The organism is Caulobacter sp. GW821-FHT12A07 (assembly GCF_058807655.1).
The window spans coordinates 521351-540955 of the sequence record NZ_JBXAQX010000001.1 but is presented as its reverse complement, the minus strand read 5'-3'; the positions used below and the strand labels follow the sequence as shown (position 1 = coordinate 540955).

Below are 19605 nucleotides of genomic sequence, written 5' to 3'. Positions count from 1 at the left end.
CGTGATCAGGCCCGCCGTCGAAGACGACATCCCGGTCCTGGTCGCGCTGAACGCCGTGGTCCAGGCCCTGCACGCGGCGCTGTCGCCCGAGATCTTCAAGCCGAAGGTCGACCCGGTCGAGCTGGCCGCCTTCCTGCGCGGGCTTCTCGACCAGCCGAGCCATCGCCTGCGGGTGGCGGCCTTGGACGGCGCGACGGTCGGCTATGCCTGGGCCGAGGTCCAGGACCGGCCCGAGACGCCGTTCGCCCTGGCCCGCCGGCGGCTCTACCTGCATCACCTGTCGGTGGATCCGGCGGTTCGCCGCCAGGGCGTCGCCTCGGCCCTGCTGGCGTCTATCGAGGAAGAGGCCCGCGCGGCGGGGCTGGCCAGCGTGGTCCTCGACGCCTGGGCCGACAACGCGGACGCCCAGGCCTTCTTCGCCGCCGCCGGCTACGGGCCGCTGAACATCACGCGCGCCAAGCGGCTGGGGTGATTGCGGCGGCCGTTCCGGGCGCCTAAAACCCCCAATATGAGCGACGACATCATCCTTCCCGCCCCGCCGCCCGAGCACTGGGACGAGGCCATGGCGCAAACCATGCCGGGCAAGACCATCCTGGTGGGCCTGACCTTCCTCGACGCCGACGGCGAGATCGAAGCGGTCGAGCAGTTCCACGGCGTCATCCTGTCGGCCGAGGCCGACGAGGGCATATTGGTCGACCTGCTGGGCGAGGAGGACGACGGCGACACCTATCTGCTGCCGCCCCAGACCTCGAACATCCAGGTCGCCCAGCCGGGCACCTACACCCTGGCCAATGGCGAGGTGCTGGAGAACCCCGACTTCGTGTCGAACTGGACGATCCAGGGACCCGAGGATCCGGCCAACGAGGCCTGAGGCCGGTCAGGTTCCGAAGCAGCGCCGCACGGTCAGTTCGATCAGGCGGCGTCGCTCGAGCATCGTGCCGACGGCGTCCCGAGCGCCTTCGACAGCGACGTCGCCCACCATGTCGTCGTGGCAGACCAGCGCGCGCTGGGTGACGCCCTCCGTCGACAGCGTGCAGACCCCGCCATAGATCTTGCCGGCGTGTTGGCTGGTGGTGCTGGTCGGCATGGAAAAGCCGGCGTCGCAGTCGGTGACCGTGGTCGTCAGCTTATTGAAGGTCATGCCGCCCTGCAGCGCTCGGGTCACCTCATCCAGAGCCGGACCTTCGGCCCAGTCGATGGGGTAGTTGTCCTCGCCAATGCGCACCGTCTGCATGTCCCGCGCGATGCGCACGGGGCCGTCCACGGCTAGGGCGGCGCTGGCCGTCGCCATCGTGGCGATAATGGCGATGGCGTAAAGGCGGGGCGTCTTCATCGGCCGTACTTATGACTGCAAGGAGCCGGTTCGCAACCCATGGTCAAGCTGCCGCCGCGCCAGCCACGTCACCCTCTTCCCCGCCTCAGGAAAACTGATTCCGCCCCGGCGGCGTTTTCGCGCAATACCCATCCGGAATTATCGACTTACCGGAGCCGTTCATGGTCGCCCGCCGCGCCGCCCTCCTCAGCCTCGCCGCTCTCGCCCTGCTGGCCGCCTGCAGCCGCCAGCCCGCGCCGTCGGCCGCCGACACCCTGGTGGTCGGCGCCACCGCCGTGCCGCACGCCGAGGTGCTGGAGTTCATCAAGCCGAAGCTGGCGGCCGAAGGCCTGAAGATCGACGTCAAGGTGTTCAACGACTACGTCCAGCCCAACACCCAGCTGGCCGAGAAGCATCTGGACGTGAACTACTTCCAGACCGGTCCCTATCTCGACACCGTCAACGCCGACCACGGCTGGGGTCTGGTGAAGGTCGCCGGCGTGCACATCGAGCCGCTGGGCGCCTATTCCTCGAAGATCAAGGCCATCGCCGACCTGCCGGCCGGCGCGACCGTGGCCATCCCCAACGAGCCCAGCAACGGCGGCCGCGCCCTGCTGCTGCTGGCCCGCAACGGCCTGATCACCCTGAAGGATCTCAAGAACCCCGTCTCGACCCTGAAGGACATCACCGCCAACCCCAAGAACCTGAAGTTCAAGGAGCTGGAATCGGCGACCCTGCCGCGCGTGCTGAACCAGGTGGATCTGGCGGTGATCAACACCAACTACGCGCTGGACGCCAAGCTCGACCCGTCCAAGGACGCCCTGCTGATCGAGGACAAGACCAGCCCCTATGTGAACTTCCTGGTCGCCCGCCCGGACAACGCCAGCGACCCGCGCGTGCAGAAGCTGGCCAAGGCCCTGACCTCGCCCGAGGTGAAGGCGTTCCTGGCCGAGAAGTACAAGGGCGCGGTGGTTCCGGCGTTCTGATTTCGCTTCTCTAGGCCCTCAGAGGTCGCCATCCCGGAAAGCCCGCAGGGCTTATCCGGGACCCAGGGGACTGGGCTCGGCGTCGAGGTCGTCCACCCAGGCGGTCGCCGGCGCTGTGCGACGGCCCCTGGGTCCCGGCTCTGCCGCCCGCTTTCGCGGGCGTTCGGCCGGGATGACGGCTGTTGATGCGGGGCGAATGACGCCCTCTCGACAACTCCAGATTGCTAAGCTCTAATCCTTCCCTCGCAAGGGGGTGCGATGGTCAGCGGCAAGTCCTTGAAGGTGTCGGAGGCCGCGCCGCGTGCGCCCAAGGCTCCGGCCAAAACGGCGCCTGTCCACCAGACCGGCCATCGCGAGCGCCTGCGGGAGCGGGCCAGGGCCGCGGGCCTGGCCGCGCTGCCCGACTACGAACTCCTCGAGCTCTACCTCTTCCGCAGCCTGCCGCGCGGCGACGTCAAACCGTTGGCCAAGGCCCTGCTGGCCCGGTTCGGCTCGTTCGCCGGGGTGCTGGGGGCGAGCGTCGAGGAGCTGAAGACCGTCTCCGGCGTGGGCGAGACCGCCGCCGTCGAGCTGAAGATCCTGCACGAGGCGACCTTGCGCGCCGGCCGCGAGACCATCGCCAAGCGGCCGGTGATCTCGTCGTGGACGGCGCTGCTGGGCTATGTGCGCGTCGCTCTGGCCAACGAGTCCCGCGAGCAGTTCCGGGTGCTGTTCCTCGACAAGAAAAACCAGCTGATCGCCGACGAGGTGATGAACCACGGCACGGTCGACCATGCGCCGGTCTATCCGCGCGAGGTGATGCGCCGGGCGCTGGAGCTGGCCAGCTCCAACATCATCCTGCTGCACAACCACCCCAGCGGCGACCCCACGCCCTCGCGGCCCGACATCGAGATGACCAAGCAGATCATCACCGCCGGCAAGGCGCTCAGCATCGTCGTGCACGACCACCTGGTGGTCGGCCGCGACGGGGTGGCCAGCTTCAAGGCGCTGGGGCTGATCTGACGCTCACTCGCGAAAAGTGGGCGCGAAGAAAATCTAATATCCTTGACGCCGGGCGCGGCGCCCCCGAGCTTGACCGGATCAGCTGTTCCGGAGTGTCCCATGCGTCGTCTGCTGTCAGTCCTGCTCGCCTCGACCGCCCTGCTGGGCGCTTCCGCCAACGCCGCCGACGCGCCCAAGAATGAGGGGGGCAAGAGCGAGGTCTCCAAGGCCGATCGGGCCCTGCACGAGCGCATCCTGACGCTGGACACCCACCTCGACACGCCCGAGCACTTCTCGCGTCCCGGCTGGAGCATGACCGACCGCCACACGGTGGGGCAGGACTTCACCCAGGTGGACCTGCCGCGGATGAACGACGGGGGCCTGGATGGCGGGTTCTTCGTCATCTACACCGGCCAGGGCGACCTGACGGCCGAGGGCTATCGCTACGCCCGCGACTTCGCCCTGACCCGGGCCACCGAGATCCGCGAGATGGTGGCGGCCCACAGCGACAAGTTCGAGCTGGCCTACACGCCGGAAGACGCCGTCCGCATCAACAAGGCCGGCAAGAAGTTCGTCTTCCAGAGCATCGAGAACAGCTGGCCGATCGGCGAAGACCTGACCCTGCTGCAGACCTTCTACAGGACCGGCGTGCGCATGGCCGGGCCGGTGCACTTCCGCAACAACCAGTTCGCCGACAGCTCGACCGATCCCAAGGGCAAGATCTGGAACGGCTTCTCGCCGCTGGGCCTGCGCTGGATCGCCGAGGCCAACCGCCTGGGCATACTGATCGACGTCAGCCACGCCTCCGACGACGTGGTCGACCAGGCCGTGGCCCTGTCGAAGGTTCCGATCATCGCCTCGCACTCGGGCGCCAAGGCCGTCTTCGACCACCCGCGCAATCTCGACGACGCCCACATCAAGCGTATCGCCGAGAGCGGCGGGGCGATCTGCATCAACTCGGTCTATCTGAAGGCCGCGCCGCCCAGCGCCGAGCGCAAGGCCGCCCTGGAAGCCCTGGGCAAGCCGCCGCGCGACGAGGCGACCCAGGCCGAGGTCGTGGCCTACGCCAAGAAGCGCGGTGAACTCGACAAACAGTACCCGCCGATCCGCGCCAACTTCGACATCTTCATGGACAGCATGACCCACGTCCTGAAGATCGGCGGCGCCAAGGCCGTCTGCGTCGGCGCCGACTGGGATGGCGGCGGCGGGGTGGAAGGCTTCGAGGACGTGGCCGATCTGCCCAAGATCACCGCGCGCCTGAAGGCGGCCGGCTATTCGGACGCCGACGTCGAGGCGATCTGGAGCGGGAACGTGCTGCGGCTGCTCGGGCAGGCGCAGGCCTATGCGAAGACGGCGGCGAAGTAGCCGCTCCCGCCTTTCAGGATCCTCCCCCTCTGGGGGAGGTGGCCCGGAGGGCCGGAGGGGGGACGTTTTCAGCTTCCGAGGAGGTTGAAGCTACGCCCCCCACCGATCGCTGCGCGATCGCCTCCCCCATAGGGGGAGGTTCCTATTTGGCGGTCGCCTTCCGCCAAACCCGCCACCCCAGCAGCACCGCCAGGATGCCCGCATAGACCAGCGGCGGCCGATGGTCCGCCTTCACCAGCAGGTAGTAGTGGGCCACGCCCAGGGGCACGATCACATAGATCAGCCAGTGCAGCCGGCTCCACGCCGCGCGGCCCATCCGCACCACCCAGCCGTTGGTCGAGGTCACCGCCAGCGGGATCAGCAGGGCGAACGCCGCCATCCCCAGGGTGATGAACGGCCGCTTGAGGATGTCCTTCACCAGCTGGCCGAAGTCGAAGAACAGATCGACGCCGATGTAGCTGGAGAGGTGCAGCGTGACATAGGCGAAGGCGAACAGGCCGATGGTGCGGCGAAAGCGGACCAGGCGCGGCTTCCTCAGGATCACCGCCGCCGGCGTGATCGCCAGGCCGACCAGCAGCAGCCGCAGGCCCCAGACGCCCAGCTGCCGCACCAGGGTCTCGATCGGATTGACCCCCAGGTCGCCGGTGAAGGCACGGAAGGCCAGCCAGGCCAGCGGCGCGGCGCAGGCCAGCCAGACGGCGGCGTAGACGAGGTTGTCGCGGGTGCGGGAGGGGCGTTTCTTCCTTGCTCCTCCCCCGCGCGCGGGGGAGGGGGACCCCGAAGGGGTGGAGGGGGCGTGACCGGGCGCGGCGCTCTGTCCCTCGCCCCCTCCGTCACGCTGCGTATCCGCAGCGCGCCACCTCCCCCGTTTCACGGGGGAGGAGCGGGTGGCTTTTTCGCCGTCCATCATCAGAAGTTCCGCTTCAAATCCATGCCGCGGTACAGGTCCGCCACCCACTCGCCATAGCCGTTGAAGGCCAGGGTCTCCCGGCGCCGGAACTCGCCGATCCTGCGTTCGGAGGCCTGCGACCAGCGGGGGTGGTCCACGGCCGGATTGACGTTGGAATAGAAGCCGTATTCGCGCGGCGCCGACAGGTTCCAGGCGGTCGGCGGCTGGCGCTCGACCAGGCTGATGCGGGTGATCGACTTGATGCTCTTGAAGCCGTACTTCCACGGCACGACCAGCCGCAGCGGCGCGCCGTTCTGGTTGGGCAGGGTCTCGCCGTAGAGGCCGACGGCGATCAGGGCCAGGGGATGGGTCGCCTCGTCGATGCGCAGGCCCTCGCGATAGGGCCATTGCAGCACGTCCCAGCGCTGGCCGGTCATTTCCGAGGGCCGCATCAGGGTCTCGAAGGCGACGAACTTGGCTTTGGAGGTCGGCTTGACCGCCGCGATCAGGTCCTTCAGCGGAAAGCCGACCCAGGGGATGACCATCGACCAGCCCTCGACGCAGCGCAGGCGATAGATGCGCTCCTCCAGCTTCTGGCCCTTGATCAGCTCGTCGATGTCGAAGGTGCGGGGGGCCTCGCAGGCGCCGTCGACGCGGACGGTCCAGGGGCGGGTCTTCAGCTTGCCGGCGTTTTCGGCCGGGTCGGACTTGTCGACGCCGAATTCGTAGAAGTTGTTGTAGCTGGTGACGTCGTCCTTCGGCGTCGGCTTTTCCTGGGTGGAGAAGCCCTTGGTGAAGGCCAGGGGCGCGGCGGCCGCCGCTCCGCCCAGCCCTGCCAGCCCAAGCCCCGCCGCGCCGGCGATGAATTCCCGCCGTCGCAGATAGAGGCCCCGGTCGGTGACGTCGTTCTCGGTCAGGTCGGGGCGGTGGCGGATCAGCATCGCGGGGTCTCCGGGCTTGGCCTGGAAGATACGTATGGGACGAGGCCAAGGTTTACGAGGCCGCGCGCCTTTTTCACGACCGTTTCGCGCGAAGGTCGTTACGGTGCAGCTTCAAATGGTTATCTTGTGAATGCGCGCACAGATTGTGTTTCCCTTGGCGCGTATCGATGCCGCCGTCGCCCAGCGAGGCGATCAACAACCAGAGGAGACACGTGATGGGTTTCTATGGTCCCGAACCTTTCGACACCGCCGAGGCGACCTACGTCTGGACCGGCCTGCGCACGCCGGGCTTCTTCAGCGTCAAGGTCCAGGGCGCGGCGCCGAACTACACCAGCGGCATCCAGCTGGTCCGCGACAACGAGTTCGTCGGCGGCCTGGCCATCGAGGTCATGGGCTGGACCGGCCCCCTGGCCCCGGGCGCGACGCCCTACGCCGTGCAGAACACGTTCAAGGGCTTCTACCTGCCCAAGATCCTGATCGTCGGCTCCAACAAGAGCGTGCTGATCGACGTGAAGGAGATCCCCTTCACCACCGACGAGGCCTATCTGGCCCTCGTGAAGGGCGACGCGAAACAACCCGAGCCGGCGTACTGATCCTCCCTGCTCCTCCCCCGTGAAACGGGGGAGGGGGACCGCGAAGCGGTGGAGGGGGCGGCGGCGCGCACCGCGCTTGAACTCGCCCCCTCCGTCACGGCGCTGATAGCGCCGCGCCACCTCCCCCGCTTCGCGAGGGAGGAGCTTGTCGATCACTTCACGACCGCCTCGAACGCCGCCCGCGCCTCGGCCTTGGCCTTCAGCAGCTTGGCCTTCAGCGAGCGGAACTGGGTCACGTGGCCCGCCCGGGCCAGAAGCGCCCGGAAGGCCTTGGGCTCGCTTTCCGGATCGCCGCCGTCCTCCAGCGCCACCTTGATCAGTTGCGACAGGTCCTGCTCCAGCCGCCAGGCCGACAGGGCCGCGTTGAGCGAGGTCTTGTCGGCGAGGCCCGCCGCGATCAGGGCCGACAGCGCCTCGCCGGTGTTCTGCGCCAGGGGGCCGCCGTCTGGTCCGTGGGCCAGTTGCAGGAACTGGGCGATGAACTCGATGTCGACCAGGCCGCCGGGCTCCAGCTTGAGATCCCACGGCCCCTTGCCCGGCCGCTCGCGCTCCATCAGGTCGCGCATGTCGAGCACGTCGGCGGCGGTCTTGGCCACGTCGCGCGGCCGGCGCAGGGCCGCCTCGATCGCGCCTTCGGCCCGCGCCTTGAACTCGGGCGAACTGGCCCAGATCACCCGGGCGCGGGTCAGGGCCAAGAGCTCCCAGGTCTCGGACTCTCGCTCGTAATAGTCCTCGAAGGCGGTGAAGCTGACGGCCACCGGCCCCTTGCTGCCCGAGGGGCGCAGCTTCAAATCGACCTCGTAGAGCGTGCCCTCGGCGGTCGGGGCCGACAGGGCCGAGGTCAGGCGCTGGGTGAAGCGGGCGTAGAAGACATCGGCGCTCCAGCCTTTGATCTCGGAGGCGCCGGCCGGATCGTCGGCCGCGTAGAGCGTCATCAGGTCGAGATCGGACTTGGCGGTCATCTCGCGCGAGCCGGCCTTGCCCAGGGCGACGACGGCCACCTGTCCGGGGAAGGCGCCGCCCAGCCGCTCGACCTCGGCCAGGGCGGCCGGCGCCAGGCCGCCGACGATCAGGTCGCCCAGGTCGGCGAAGGCGCGGCCCACGTCGCGGGCGTCGGCCGTGCCGCTCATCACCCGCACCCCGATCCGGAACGACTGGTCGCGGAAGAGGCGCCGGGCCGCGTCCATCGACGGCTCGAACTCGGCCGGATCCCACGGGATGTCGGCGGGAACCTCCATCGGGCCGAAGAAGGCCGGGTCGAGCAGGGCGTCCAGCGCCGTCGGCCGGCGGGCCAGGGTGGTCGCCAGGCGCGGGGCGAAGGCCATGACCTGCACCACCAGTTCGAACAGCCGCGGCTGGGCCAGGAACAGCGACTGGATCTGCACGCCCGAACTCAGCGACGAGAAGAAATCGCCGAAGCGGTTGAAGGCCGCGTCCGGCGCGCCCGTGGCGTTGGCCGCGTCCAGCAGGCGGGGGGCCAGGCGCGTGAACAGCTCGCGGCTGCGCTCGGTGCGGGTGGCCGCGATATGGCCGTGGTGCCAGCCCCGGATGGTGGCGGCGACGCGATCGGGCGCCGAGAAACCCATGCGCTTGAGGGTGGCCAGGGTCTCCGGATCGTCCTCGACGCCGGTGAAGACCAGACTGCCGAACCGCGACGACAGCTCCTCCTCGCCCTTGAACAGGGCGCCGTAGCGCTGGTTGACGCCCTTCAGCATCTTGCCGACCGCGGCGTCGAAGCTGCGCAGGTTGCCGTGGTCCCACAGGGCGGCGACCTTTTTCCGGTCGGCGTCGGACTCCGGCAGCTTGTGGGTCTGGTCGTCGGCGATCATCTGGGCCCGATGCTCCAGGGCGCGCAGGTCGTGATAGGCGGCGGTCAGGTAGGCGCAGTCCTCCGGCGTCACGTGGCCGGCGTCGCGCAGGGCGGCCAGGGCGTCCAGGGTGCGCGGGCTGCGCAGGTCCGGGTGGCGACCGCCCAGGATCAGCTGCTGGGTTTGCACGAAGAACTCGATCTCGCGGATGCCGCCCCGGCCGAGCTTCAGGTCCGCGCCCTTGGCCTCCAGCCGCTCGTCCACCTTGTAGGCGTGGATCTGGCGCTTGATCGAATGGATGTCGGCGATGGCGGCGAAGTCGAGGTTGCGCCGCCAGATGAAGGGCTGCAGCTCGGCCAGGAAGGCCTCGCCGCGGGCGAGGTCGCCGGCCGCGATGCGGGCCTTGATGTGGGCCGCCCGCTCCCAGTTCTGGCCGACGCTCTCGTAATAATCGAGGGCCGCGTCGATCGGCATGGCCGGCGGGGTCGAGGACGGGTCGGGGCGCAGGCGCAGGTCGATGCGGAAGACGTAGCCGTCGGCGGTGCGCTCGGCCAGCATCCGGCCCAGGTGCTGGGTCAGGCGCACGGCCACGCTCTGCGGCTCGGTCCCCTCGCTGACCGGCAGGGCCTCGGGCGCGTAGAAGATCGAAAAATCGATGTCGCTGGAATAGTTCAGCTCATGGGCGCCGTGCTTGCCCATGGCGATGCAGAAGAGGCCCGGGATCGGGCCGTCTTCGCCGTCTCCCACATGGGTGAGCGCACCGCGCGCCACCTCGACCCGGGCGGCCTGGGCCAGGGCGGCGTGCAGGCTGGCGTCGGCGAAGCGGGTGAGGGCGCCGGTCACCGCGTCCAGGTCCCAGACGCCGCCGAGGTCGGCGAGGGCGGTCAGCAGGTGCAGGTCGGCCTTCAGCTCACGGAGGGTTTTTCGGGCGGTCTCGAAATCGGGCTCGGCGGCGACGGCCTCTGTGGCGGCCAGGATGTCCGACAGGCGGGCCTGAGGATCGCTCTCCAGGATCAGCGGCAGGCGCGCGCCGTCGCGACGGGCCAAGCCCGCCAGATAGGGCGAGGCGGCGAACACCGGGGCCAGGGCCGGCCAGGCGGCGTCGACCGTGGCCAGCTTCTCGCCGGCGCGGCGGGCGATGCCCTCGTGGGCCCGCTCGGCGGCCTTGGGATCGACGATCGGGCCGCAGGGGGCGAGGCGGTCGAGTAGGGGAGCGAGGGGGCGAGTCATGGCCGCACTCTTACCCGGTCGTCCACGTCCGCCAAGCATCGCTTGACGATGTCATTTACGGGCGTAATCATTCCCGCAACAGAGTAGCGGGCCGTCATGAGCATCACCCAAGCCGAAAGCCACGTCATGGAGGCGCTCTGGACCCAGAGCCCTCTGACCGTCGAGGAGATCCTCGAGGCCGTCGCCGCCCCGCAGAGCTGGGGCGAGGCCACGGTCAAGACGCTGATCAACCGCCTGCTCAAGCGCAAGGCCATCGAGTCGCGTCGCATCGACGGCCGCGTGCGCTATGTGCCGATCGTCAGCCGGGCCGAATATCTGCAGAGCGAGAGCCAGGGCCTGCTGGACCGGTTGTTCGACGGCCGGCTCACCCCGCTGGTGGCGCATTTCGCCAAGCACCGCTCGCTGTCGCCCGACGAGGTCAAGCAGCTGAAACAGCTGATCGCGGAGCTGGACGATGCTGGTTGATCTGCTGGCCCTGACCCTGCTGCGCGTTCAGTTCGCCGCCGCCGCCGGGGTGCTGCTGGTCCTGGCGCTGCGGGTTCCGGTGCGCCGCCTGGTCGGCCCTGAGGCGGTCTACAAGCTGTGGCGCCTGGCGCCGATCGCGGCCCTGGTCAGCATCTTCCCTAGCCTGTCGGAAGCGCTGAAGGCGGGCGCGGCGGCCCAGCCGCCCGAGCGCCTGCTGGCCGTGGCCATGCTGACGGTGTGGGTCGTCGGGGTCGTCGGCCTGGCCGGCCTGATCGCCCTGGCCGAGCGCGCCTTCCGCGCCCGCGCCCGCGCCGGGCTGGAGGGGCCGGCGGTGATGGGCGTCTTCTGCCCGCGCCTGGTCATTCCCCACGACTTCGCCAAGCGGTTCGACGCGGCCGAGCGCGAGCTGGTTCTGGCCCACGAGCGCGCCCACATGCGGCGCGGCGACCCGCGCGGCAACCTGATCATCACCGCCTGCCAGGTGCTGGGCTGGCTGAACCCCTTCGTCCATCTGGGCGCGGCCATCGCCCGCCTGGACCAGGAGATCGCCTGCGACGCCGACGTCGTGGCCCTGACGCCCAAGGCCCGCAAGCGCTACGCCGAGACCCTGATGAAGGCCCACGCCTGCACGGCCGCCTCGCCCCTGGCCTGCGCCTTCGGCCGCCACCCGCTGGTCGCCCGCGTGCGGGTGCTGGCCGGGCCCGGTCCGGTCGCCGCCGAGGGACTGACGGTCACCATCGCCGCGCTGACGGCGGTGACCATCCTGGCGGTCTGGACCCTGACGCCGCGCGGCCTGGACGTGCCGCCCTTCCGCGTGCCCGGCGGCGAAGCCCGCGTGTTCGTCGACGGCGTCACCCCGCCGCCGCTGAGCCGTCATGTCGAGGCGTTGGCGCAGTAGGGCGTCACGACGATGCGGGGTTGCATAGAATAAAACTACATGTGTAATCTTTCCTTGTCCCCAAGGAGAGCTCGCCCGTGTCGTTCGTCCTGCCCGTCCCCGACGCCAATGCGGGCCGCAAGCGCGCCGTCCTGGCCTGGCGCATTCTCGGCGCGGCGCTGGCCGTGAGCCTGCTGGCCGCCCTGGCCTACGCCGTCTTCGACTTCATCCGCTTCGAGCGGGCCATGGGCGCGCTGCCGCCGGCCAAGGGCGAGGCGCTGGAACCGGCGCGGGCGCAGGCCATGCGGCGCTGGTCGGTGGTGCATCCGGCCCTGGTGGCGCGGCTGAAGCAGTCTCGGGACCTGGAGTTCGGCGGGGTGTGGATGATGCGCGGCGGCCGGGTCTGCGGCGTGGTCAACGGCAAGACCAGCTTCGGCGGCTTCACCGGCATGACCCGGTTCTACACCGACGGCGATACGCCGGTGTTCGCCTATGACGACCGCGGGGCGTTCCGCGAGCAGTGGCATCAGTGCGATCGCGACCGCTGGGCGGTGATCCGTCAGGGCTCGGACGAGACGGGCTTCTGCGCCACGAAGTTCGGGGCGACGCGGTGCCATGTGGTGCGCCGGCAGGCGACGACGATGCCGCGGTAGTTCTTCTCCCTTCCCCCTTGATGGGGGAAGGGTCGGGGATGGGGGTGACCTGCTGAGCTGGCGGCCGTGCGCGGCCTCAACCGCCGTAGTCACCCCCACCCCTGCCCCTCCCCCATCGAGGGGGAGGAGTTCAGATCAATTCACCGCGCGAACGGGAACGGCGTCACCGACTTGGACGCCTCCTCCACCAGCAGCGTCCGGTTGATCGGTGCGGCCGCGCGCTGGGGGCAGGCGGGGCGTTCGCAGATGCGGCAGGAGGGGCCGATCTCGACGGTCACCGGCGAGGCGATGTCGAGGCCCCGGGCATAGACCAGCTTGGCCGCGTATTTCAGCTCGCAGCCCAGGCCGATGACCAGTTCGTCCTCCAGCCCCGCCTGCAGGCCCGACACCCGCCGCACGGTGCGCGACAGGGTGAAGTAGCGGGCGCCGTCCGGGGTCTCGATCACCTGGGTGACGATGCGGCCGGGGGTCTTGAAGCTGTCGTGCACGTTCCAGCGCGGACAGGCGCCGCCGAAGCGCGAGAACGGGAAGGGGCCGGCGGCGAAGCGCTTGGAGATGTTCCCCGCCGCGTCCAGCCGCATCATGAAGAACGGCACGCCCCGCGCGCCGGGCCGGCTGAGCGTGGTCAGCCGCTGGGCGGCCTGCTCATAGCTGACGCCGAACCGCGAGCGGGCCCGCTCGATGTCGTAGCCGGTGGCTTCCATGGCCGCGTGGAACGGCTCGTAGGGCATCATGATCGCGGCGGCGAGGTAGTTGTCGAGGAACACCTTCAGCAGCTGGCGCGTGGCCCGATCGGGGGCGGCGAAGCGGTCGGCCAGGCGGGTCAGGGCGTCCGGCGCCTCCATCAGGCCTAGCTGGTAGCACATGGCGAAGATGCGGCTGGCCGGGGCCAGGGTCTCCGACACCATCAGCCGCTTGCGGTGGTGGTCGTAGCGGCGCAGCGAGCCGGACATCACCTCGACCGGCATGACCCGCACCTGGATCCCGAACCGTTCCAGCAGGCGTTCGCGCACGGCGGGGCCGAGGTCCTGCGGGTCGGCGCCGAGCGCCGTGACGATGGCCTCGGCCGCCGTCTCCAGCTCGGCGAAGTGGTTGCGCTGCGAACCCACGAGGTCGCGCACCCAGTCGGTGGGCGAGGACGACACCGCCGGCGTTCCGTCCGGCCGCTCGAAGGCGCCCAGGTCGATCATCCGGCCGCGGTCGAGATAGGCGCGGTAGAGGCGGGCCACGGCCTCGGCCAGACCCGGCGACAGCTCGGCCACCTCGGCGGCCTCGTGGCGGCCGATGCCGAGGTCGGCGAACATCTTGTCGGCCAGCACCTCTTCCAGGCCCGCCCCGCCGCCGGGATCGTCGGCCGACAGGGTGCGCAGGTCCAGATCGTAGGCTTCCGCCAGCCGCAGCAGCATCTGGGCGGTGACCGGCCGCTGGTTGCGTTCCAGCAGGTTCAGGTAGCTGGGCGAGACGCCCAGCTCCTCGGCCATGCGGGCCTGGGTGACGCCGATGTCGCGCCGCAGCCGCTTGAGCCGGCCGCCCAGGAAAAGCTTCTTGTCCGTCGTCGTGACCATGGATGTCACGTTGTCATGGATTTACAAATTACACAAAGTCAATTCGTGACAAATCGTCTTCAATAGGTTCGACCGTATCGGCCCCGCCGCGTTAGCTCCCCAAGACGAAATCACGCCCGCCTCCCAATCAGCGGGCCCCGAACGGGGAAGTACGACGACCATGCGCAAGACCTACGCCGAGCACCGCCAGGACCTCCTCGCCCGCTACCCGCAGGGCCTGACGCCGGGCGGCGTCGCCATCGACGACATCATCCAGCTGAAGCTGCAGAACACCTATTCGACCCACCTCGACATCGCCCGCGACATGGCGACCGTCATGCGCGCCGACATGGCCGCCTATGACAAGGACAGCAGCCAGTTCACCCAGTCGCTGGGCTGCTGGTCGGGCTTCCACGCCCAGCAGATGATCAAGTCGGTCAAGCGCCTGCGCGGCACCACCAAGGGCGCCTATGTCTATCTGTCGGGCTGGATGGTCGCCGGCCTGCGCAACCGCTTCGGCCACCTGCCGGATCAGTCGATGCACGAGAAGACCTCGGTCGTCGATCTGATCGAAGAGATCTACGTCTCGCTGCGCCAGGCCGACGAAGTGGCGATCAACGACCTCTTCAAGGCCCTGACCGCCGCCCGCAAGGCCGGCGACCAGGTCGCCGAACAGGCCGCGATCAAGGCCATCGACGGCTTCGAGACCCACGTCGTTCCGATCATCGCCGACATCGACGCCGGCTTCGGCAACGAGAACGCCACCTACCTGCTGGCCAAGGAGATGATCAAGGCCGGCGCCTGCTGCCTGCAGATCGAGAACCAGGTTTCCGACGCCAAGCAGTGCGGCCACCAGGACGGCAAGGTCACCGTGCCGCGCGAGGACTTCATCGAGAAGCTGCGCGCCTGCCGCCTGGCCTTCGAGGAACTGGGCGTCGACGAGGGCGTCATCGTCGCCCGCACCGACAGCCTGGGCGCGGGCCTGACCCAGAAGATCCCGGTCAGCCAGGAGCCGGGCGACCTGGCTTCGGACTACATCAAGTGGCTGAAGACCGAGGCGATCACGCCGGAAAACCCGATCCAGCCGGGCGAGCTGGCCCTGTATCGCGACGGCGAGTTCCAGAAGCCGGTGCGCATGCCCAACGGCCTGTTCGCCTTCCAGGACGGCACCGGCCGGGCCCGCGTCATCGAGGACTGCATCGCCTCGCTCACCCAGGGCGGCGCCGACCTGCTGTGGATCGAGACCGACACCCCCAATGTCGACGAGATCGCCTCGATGGTGGCCGAGGTCCGCAAGGCCGTGCCGAACGCCAAGCTGACCTACAACAACTCGCCGTCGTTCAACTGGACGCTCAATCTGCGCAAGCAGGTGCGCGACCAGTGGATCGCCGAGGGCAAGATCCACGCGGACAGCTATCCGGAAGGCGCGGCCCTGATGTCGGCCGACCTGGACGACAGCGACCTGGGTCGTGAGACCGACGAGCGCCTGGCGCGCTTCCAGGTCGACATCGCCGCCCGGGCCGGGGTGTTCCACAACCTGATCACCCTGCCGACCTTCCACCTGACCGCCAAGAGCATGGACGAGCTGTCGCGCGGCTACTTCGGCGAGGGCCGCATGCGGGCCTACGTCAACACGGTGCAGCGCGAGGAAATCCGCCGCGGCGTGTCGGCCGTGAAGCACCAGCACGAGGTCGGCTCCGACCTCGGCGACAGCTTCAAGGAAATGGTCGCCGGCGAGCGCGCCCTGAAGGCCGGCGGCGGCGCCAACACCATGAACCAGTTCGCCGCCGAATAGCGGCGAGCTTCAAACCCCTCCCGTCCCCCAAAAGCCCGAACTGAGGAGAAACGTCATGACCAACGTCACGCAATTCGCTCCCGCCGCCATGCCGGATTCGTCGGCCCAGGACCGCGCCGTGGACCGTCTCGCCGAGGCCTCTCACCGCCTCAACGAAGCCGTCCGCCGCGCCATCGAGGCCGGCTACTCGGTCGAACTGGTGCGCACCTCGCGCCACCACGACGGTTCGGGCAACTGGGGCGACCAGATCGTCCCGACCATCCGGGCCACTGAAAAGAGCGCGTAAGACGCTCGATGCTCCCTGGGGCGCTTCCCCGGGGCGCTAGGGGGTGAGGGGAGGCGCCTGCTTCCTCCTCTCACCCGCCACTCTCCAGACGTCATCCCGGAAGCGCGCAGCGCCCATCCGGGACCCAGGGGCCGCCGCATTGTCGTCGAGGCTTCTTCGCGGTGGCCGGCGCAGCGCGGTGGCCCCTGGGTATCCGGCTCTTCCGCCCGCCTCCGCGGGCGTACGACCGGGATGACGAGCATTGGGTGCGCCCTGCGCATCCGATAAACCTTCCAAAGTCCGCGTCACCACACCACGGAACACGCCATGCCCCTCGACATCGCCGCCAACGTCCAGATCCTCGGTCCGATCGAGGGTCGCGCGGTAGAGATCCTCACCCCCGAGGCCGTGGCCTTCGTGGCTGACCTGCACCGCCGCTTCGACGCCCGCCGCCGCGCCCTGCTGGCGGCCCGCGAGGCCCGGCAGGTCCGGTTCGACGCCGGCGAACTGCCCGATTTCCTGGCCGAGACCTCGCATGTCCGCGCCGCCGACTGGACCGTCGCGCCGATCCCGGCCGACCTCCAGGACCGCCGCGTCGAGATCACCGGTCCGGTCGACCGCAAGATGATCATCAACGCCCTCAACTGCGGGGCCAAGGTGTTCATGGCCGACTTCGAAGACGCCACGGCCCCCACCTGGGCCAATGTCGTCGAGGGTCAGGTCAACCTGAAGGACCGCTGGAACGGCGTCTTGGACCACGTCGATCCGAAGTCCGGAAAGGCTTACGCGCTGGGAGCCAACCCGGCCGTCCTGAAGGTCCGGCCGCGCGGCTGGCACCTTCCCGAACGCCACCTCGAAGTCGACGGCGCGCCTGTCGCCGGCGCGCTGTTCGACTTCGGCCTCTATGTCTTCCACAACGCCCACGCCGCGATCGCCAAGGGCTCGGGCCCGTACTTCTACCTGCCCAAGCTGGAGAGCCATCTCGAGGCCCGGCTGTGGAACGAGGTGTTCGTCCGCGCCCAGGAGGCGCTCGGCCTGCCCGTCGGGACCTTCAAGGCCACGGTGCTGATCGAGACGATCCCGGCCGCCTTCGAGATGGACGAGATCCTGTTCGAGCTGAAGGACCACATCGTCGGCCTCAACTGCGGCCGCTGGGACTACATCTTCTCGTTCATCAAGCGCCTGGGCCGCCGGTCTGAGTTCCTGACGCCGGACCGCTCGGCCATGGTGATGGGCAAGGCGTTCCTGGGCGCCTATTCGCTGAAGCTGATCCAGACCTGCCACCGTCGCGGCGCGTTCGCCATGGGCGGCATGGCCGCCCAGATTCCGGTCAAGGGCGACGAGGCCGCCAACCAGGCCGCCTTCGCCAAGGTCCGCGCCGACAAGGAGCGCGAGGCCGGGGCCGGCCACGACGGCACCTGGGTCGCTCACCCCGACCTGGTGCCGGTGGCCATGGAGGTCTTCGACCGCCTGATGCCGGCCCCCAACCAGCTCGGCAAGACGCTGGAGGGTCTGGAGATCACGCAGAGCCAGATGCTGGAGCTGCATGACGGCGCCCGCACCGAGACCGGCGTGCGCGAGGCCATTCGCGTCGGCGTCCGCTACACCCAGGCCTGGCTGGAAGGCCGGGGCGCGGTGCCGCTCTACAACCTGATGGAGGACGCGGCGACCGCCGAGATCTGCCGCACCCAGCTGTGGCAGTGGGTGCGCCTGGCCGCCGAACTCGACGACGGCCGCGTGCTGACCTCGGAGCTGTTCATCGGCCTGTTCACCCAGGAGATGGGCGACCTGCGCCGCGAGCACGGCTCGCCGAAGCTGGAGGAAGCCGCGCACCTCTTCACCCGCATGGTGCTGGAGGAGGGGATGGAGGAGTTCCTGACCCTGCCGGCGTACGAGCTGATCGCCTGACGTTATCCTTCTCCCCTTGCGGGAGAAGGTGTCGCCGAAAGGCGACGGATGAGGGGTCTCTCAAATCTGAACGGTTGCGTCCGGTCGGGCCGGACTGGCGCGGCGGATCTTTCTGAGAGACCCCTCACCCGACCTCCTTCGGAGGCCGCCCCCTCCCGCAAGGGGAGAGGGGCCCAGCTATCGACACAGCCCCTTCGGATCCACCGGCTTGCTCAGCGGCGGCGGTAGGGCCGACAGGTCGACGCCGGTGTTGCGGGCCGTGCGCTCCATGATGCCGTCGCCGCCGAGCCACTGCTCGGCCTGGGCATAGGCCGGATCCTTCTGAGCCTGTTCCAAAGTCACGTAGTGGGCGCCGGCCGCATCAAGGCGGTCGAGCACCTGCGGCAGCATCCGCGCCGACCAGCCGCCGACGTGGGTCAGCAGCACCTGCGGGATCACCCGGCCGTAGACCTTCAGCGAGACGGCCCGCATCCGCACCAGGGCGTCGTCGACGCCCTTGAGGTACTGGTCTTCCATCAGCTTGATCGCGGCGGTGTCGCCCTTGGCGGCGCAGCGGGCGTAGGCGTCGGTATAGGCCCAGTCGTCGAACGAGACGCTGACGTGAGCGACCTTGTAGCCGTGGGCCTTCAACCAGGCCGCCGCGCCGTCGTGGCGCTCGCGCGTCGCGCCGGTCGAAAGGTTGGGAAACCTCAGATACCGCCAATCCTGGCCCGGCATCCGCGAGGCCACGGCCGGCTCGCCGGCTTGCAGGTCGGCGATCCAGGCGTCGAGGCTGGCGGCCTTGTCGATGTTGAGGTGGGTGGCGGTGTGGTTGCCCAGCGGATGGCCGGCGGCGCGCCAGGCGTCGAACGCGGCGAGGCTGTCGGGATCGTCGGCGTTGGCGCCGTTGACGAAGCCGAAGGCCTCGACCACGCCGTGGGCCTTGAAGAGGGCCATGTGGTCCCGGGTGATCGACAGCCGCGTCATGCCGGGTGGCAGGGCGCCGTGGTCGGGCAGGTCGTCGACCGTGACGGCGACGTCGAAGCGTTCAGGCGGAGCGGCGAGGGCGGGGGCGGCGACCAGGGCCAGCAGCAACGGCAAGGCGGTCGCGATCTCGCGCACGATCTGGCGGCGGCTGGGCGTCATGAAGCTTCCCCCGGACTGTCCTGGGCTCCGTCCCTATCAGGTCGCCAGCGGCCTTGGCCAGGGCGATGGGGCGCGATGCGTTCAATTGGTATGGCCAATTGTCCGCAGGTTGCATCGCTCCGTCAGGCGCGGTGAAGCCGGTGCATGTCGTCGCGCCGCAGCCCGCCGATCGCGGCGGCGACGCTGGCGGCGAAGGCGCTGGTCAAGGCGCCTATGCCCAAAAACAGCGAGATCTGCGCGGCGATCTGGCCAGCGCGCATCACCTCGGCCGGGGCCAGGGTGTCGGGCGGGCTCACCGGCGGCGAGGCGGTCAGGGCGCCGAGCAGCAGCAGGGCCACGACGCTGGTCGCCCAGGCCAGCAGGCCGTGGGCGGTGTCGCGGAAATGCACCTCGTGGTCATGGACGTGCAGCCACTTGGTCCGCAGCCGGCCGGCCAGGTAACCGCCGAGCATGCTGGCCACCACCTGGCAGGCGACGAAGACCGCGCCGACCAGCGGGGTGAAGTCGGCCGCGGTCAGCCCGGTCGGCCAGCGCGGGGCCATCTTCAGGCCAAGGCCGGCGGCCAGCGACACCAGCACGAACAGCAGGGCCACGCTCGCCGCGGCGCCGGCCAGGACGGCGTCCCAGCTGACGGCGGATTGGTGCTCTTCGGGGACGAGGTCCGACATCCGATCTGCTCCCGCCGGCTCAGAAGTGATGCGTGCAGAAGGCGAGCAACAGGATGATCGGCAGGGGCACGCCGAGCAGCATCAGAAGGATCGATCGCATGGCCGGGTCATCCCTGCGCGAGGTGAGGGCGAGGCCCCTTTCGAGGCGGCGCCTGTTGCTCGCTGAACGGCCCCGGTCGGCCAATCGTTCCGGCCCCGCC

At 69.4% G+C, this 19605-nt stretch carries 19 protein-coding genes; 12 read left to right on the top strand and 7 right to left on the bottom strand.

Going from position 1 to position 19605, the window contains the following annotated elements; genetic code table 11:
• Position 1: 1 nt before the first annotated feature.
• Together AC1RRS_RS02540 and AC1RRS_RS02535 are read left to right on the top strand one after the other, a co-directional pair.
• Positions 2-472, top strand: a complete 471-nt coding sequence (locus AC1RRS_RS02540) for a GNAT family N-acetyltransferase (protein ID WP_492853800.1) — start codon at positions 2-4, stop codon at positions 470-472.
• A gap of 36 nt (positions 473-508) precedes the next feature.
• Positions 509-871 (top strand): hypothetical protein, encoded by a 363-nt coding sequence (locus AC1RRS_RS02535; protein ID WP_492853799.1) that lies wholly within the window; start codon positions 509-511, stop codon positions 869-871.
• A 6-nt stretch (positions 872-877) separates the two neighbouring features.
• On the opposite strand, the gene AC1RRS_RS02530 is transcribed toward AC1RRS_RS02535, so the two are convergent.
• Entirely contained in the window at positions 878-1291 is a 414-nt protein-coding gene (locus AC1RRS_RS02530; protein WP_492853798.1) for a hypothetical protein, read from the bottom strand.
• A gap of 203 nt (positions 1292-1494) precedes the next feature.
• Between AC1RRS_RS02530 and AC1RRS_RS02525 the strand changes: the two genes are divergently transcribed.
• The 3 genes from AC1RRS_RS02525 to AC1RRS_RS02515 all read left to right on the top strand — a co-directional run bounded on the left by AC1RRS_RS02525 (position 1495) and on the right by AC1RRS_RS02515 (position 4644).
• Positions 1495-2298 carry a MetQ/NlpA family ABC transporter substrate-binding protein gene (locus tag AC1RRS_RS02525; protein WP_492853797.1) on the top strand — a complete coding sequence of 268 codons (804 nt, stop codon included), beginning with the start codon at positions 1495-1497 and terminating at the stop codon, positions 2296-2298.
• A gap of 258 nt (positions 2299-2556) precedes the next feature.
• A complete protein-coding gene (gene radC, locus AC1RRS_RS02520; RefSeq protein ID WP_492853796.1) occupies positions 2557-3300 on the top strand; it encodes a RadC family protein in 744 nt (247 codons plus the stop codon).
• A 99-nt stretch (positions 3301-3399) separates the two neighbouring features.
• Positions 3400-4644, top strand: coding sequence for a dipeptidase (locus AC1RRS_RS02515; protein ID WP_492853795.1), 1245 nt, complete (start codon positions 3400-3402; stop codon positions 4642-4644).
• Positions 4645-4786: 142 nt separating this feature from the next.
• On the opposite strand, the gene msrQ is transcribed toward AC1RRS_RS02515, so the two are convergent.
• Both msrQ and msrP read right to left on the bottom strand, forming a co-directional pair.
• Positions 4787-5335: a protein-methionine-sulfoxide reductase heme-binding subunit MsrQ gene (gene msrQ / locus AC1RRS_RS02510; protein WP_492853998.1), complete on the bottom strand. Its 549-nt coding sequence runs from the start codon at positions 5333-5335 to the stop codon at positions 4787-4789.
• 218 nt (positions 5336-5553) lie between these two features.
• Positions 5554-6474, bottom strand: coding sequence for a protein-methionine-sulfoxide reductase catalytic subunit MsrP (gene msrP, locus AC1RRS_RS02505; RefSeq protein WP_492853794.1), 921 nt, complete (start codon positions 6472-6474; stop codon positions 5554-5556).
• A gap of 215 nt (positions 6475-6689) precedes the next feature.
• Between msrP and AC1RRS_RS02500 the strand changes: the two genes are divergently transcribed.
• The gene (locus AC1RRS_RS02500) at positions 6690-7067 is read left to right on the top strand and encodes a hypothetical protein (RefSeq protein WP_110120714.1); all 378 of its coding nucleotides are present in this window, start codon (positions 6690-6692) and stop codon (positions 7065-7067) included.
• A 152-nt stretch (positions 7068-7219) separates the two neighbouring features.
• Here the strand turns inward: AC1RRS_RS02500 and AC1RRS_RS02495 are convergent, their stop codons facing one another.
• Positions 7220-10105 carry a bifunctional [glutamine synthetase] adenylyltransferase/[glutamine synthetase]-adenylyl-L-tyrosine phosphorylase gene (locus AC1RRS_RS02495; RefSeq protein ID WP_492853793.1) on the bottom strand — a complete coding sequence of 962 codons (2886 nt, stop codon included), beginning with the start codon at positions 10103-10105 and terminating at the stop codon, positions 7220-7222.
• A 96-nt stretch (positions 10106-10201) separates the two neighbouring features.
• Between AC1RRS_RS02495 and AC1RRS_RS02490 the strand changes: the two genes are divergently transcribed.
• The 3 genes from AC1RRS_RS02490 (at position 10202) to AC1RRS_RS02480 (ending at position 12100) form a co-directional block, all read left to right on the top strand.
• A complete protein-coding gene (locus AC1RRS_RS02490) occupies positions 10202-10570 on the top strand; it encodes a BlaI/MecI/CopY family transcriptional regulator (RefSeq protein ID WP_110120712.1) in 369 nt (122 codons plus the stop codon).
• Positions 10560-11468: a M56 family metallopeptidase gene (locus tag AC1RRS_RS02485; protein WP_487288000.1), complete on the top strand. Its 909-nt coding sequence runs from the start codon at positions 10560-10562 to the stop codon at positions 11466-11468. Before AC1RRS_RS02490 ends, AC1RRS_RS02485 begins: the two co-directional genes overlap by 11 nt.
• A 77-nt stretch (positions 11469-11545) precedes the next feature.
• Positions 11546-12100, top strand: a complete 555-nt coding sequence (locus AC1RRS_RS02480; RefSeq protein ID WP_492853792.1) for a hypothetical protein — start codon at positions 11546-11548, stop codon at positions 12098-12100.
• Between the two features lie 140 nt (positions 12101-12240).
• Here AC1RRS_RS02480 and AC1RRS_RS02475 read toward each other — a convergent pair whose 3' ends face one another.
• Complete coding sequence (locus AC1RRS_RS02475; RefSeq protein WP_492853791.1) at positions 12241-13665, bottom strand: helix-turn-helix domain-containing protein; 1425 nt, start codon at positions 13663-13665, stop codon at positions 12241-12243.
• A 160-nt stretch (positions 13666-13825) separates the two neighbouring features.
• Here AC1RRS_RS02475 and AC1RRS_RS02470 point away from each other — a divergent pair, with 160 nt between their 5' ends.
• The 3 genes from AC1RRS_RS02470 (at position 13826) to aceB (ending at position 17612) form a co-directional block, all read left to right on the top strand.
• Entirely contained in the window at positions 13826-15439 is a 1614-nt protein-coding gene (locus tag AC1RRS_RS02470) for an isocitrate lyase (RefSeq protein WP_487288003.1), read from the top strand.
• A gap of 55 nt (positions 15440-15494) precedes the next feature.
• Entirely contained in the window at positions 15495-15725 is a 231-nt protein-coding gene (locus AC1RRS_RS02465; protein ID WP_408611073.1) for a hypothetical protein, read from the top strand.
• Positions 15726-16031: 306 nt separating this feature from the next.
• Positions 16032-17612 (top strand): malate synthase A, encoded by a 1581-nt coding sequence (gene aceB / locus AC1RRS_RS02460; RefSeq protein WP_492853790.1) that lies wholly within the window; start codon positions 16032-16034, stop codon positions 17610-17612.
• 177 nt (positions 17613-17789) lie between these two features.
• Here aceB and AC1RRS_RS02455 read toward each other — a convergent pair whose 3' ends face one another.
• A complete protein-coding gene (locus tag AC1RRS_RS02455; protein ID WP_492853789.1) occupies positions 17790-18737 on the bottom strand; it encodes a polysaccharide deacetylase family protein in 948 nt (315 codons plus the stop codon).
• 122 nt (positions 18738-18859) lie between these two features.
• Positions 18860-19405 (bottom strand): hypothetical protein, encoded by a 546-nt coding sequence (locus AC1RRS_RS02450; RefSeq protein ID WP_492853788.1) that lies wholly within the window; start codon positions 19403-19405, stop codon positions 18860-18862.
• Positions 19406-19605 lie beyond the last annotated feature (200 nt).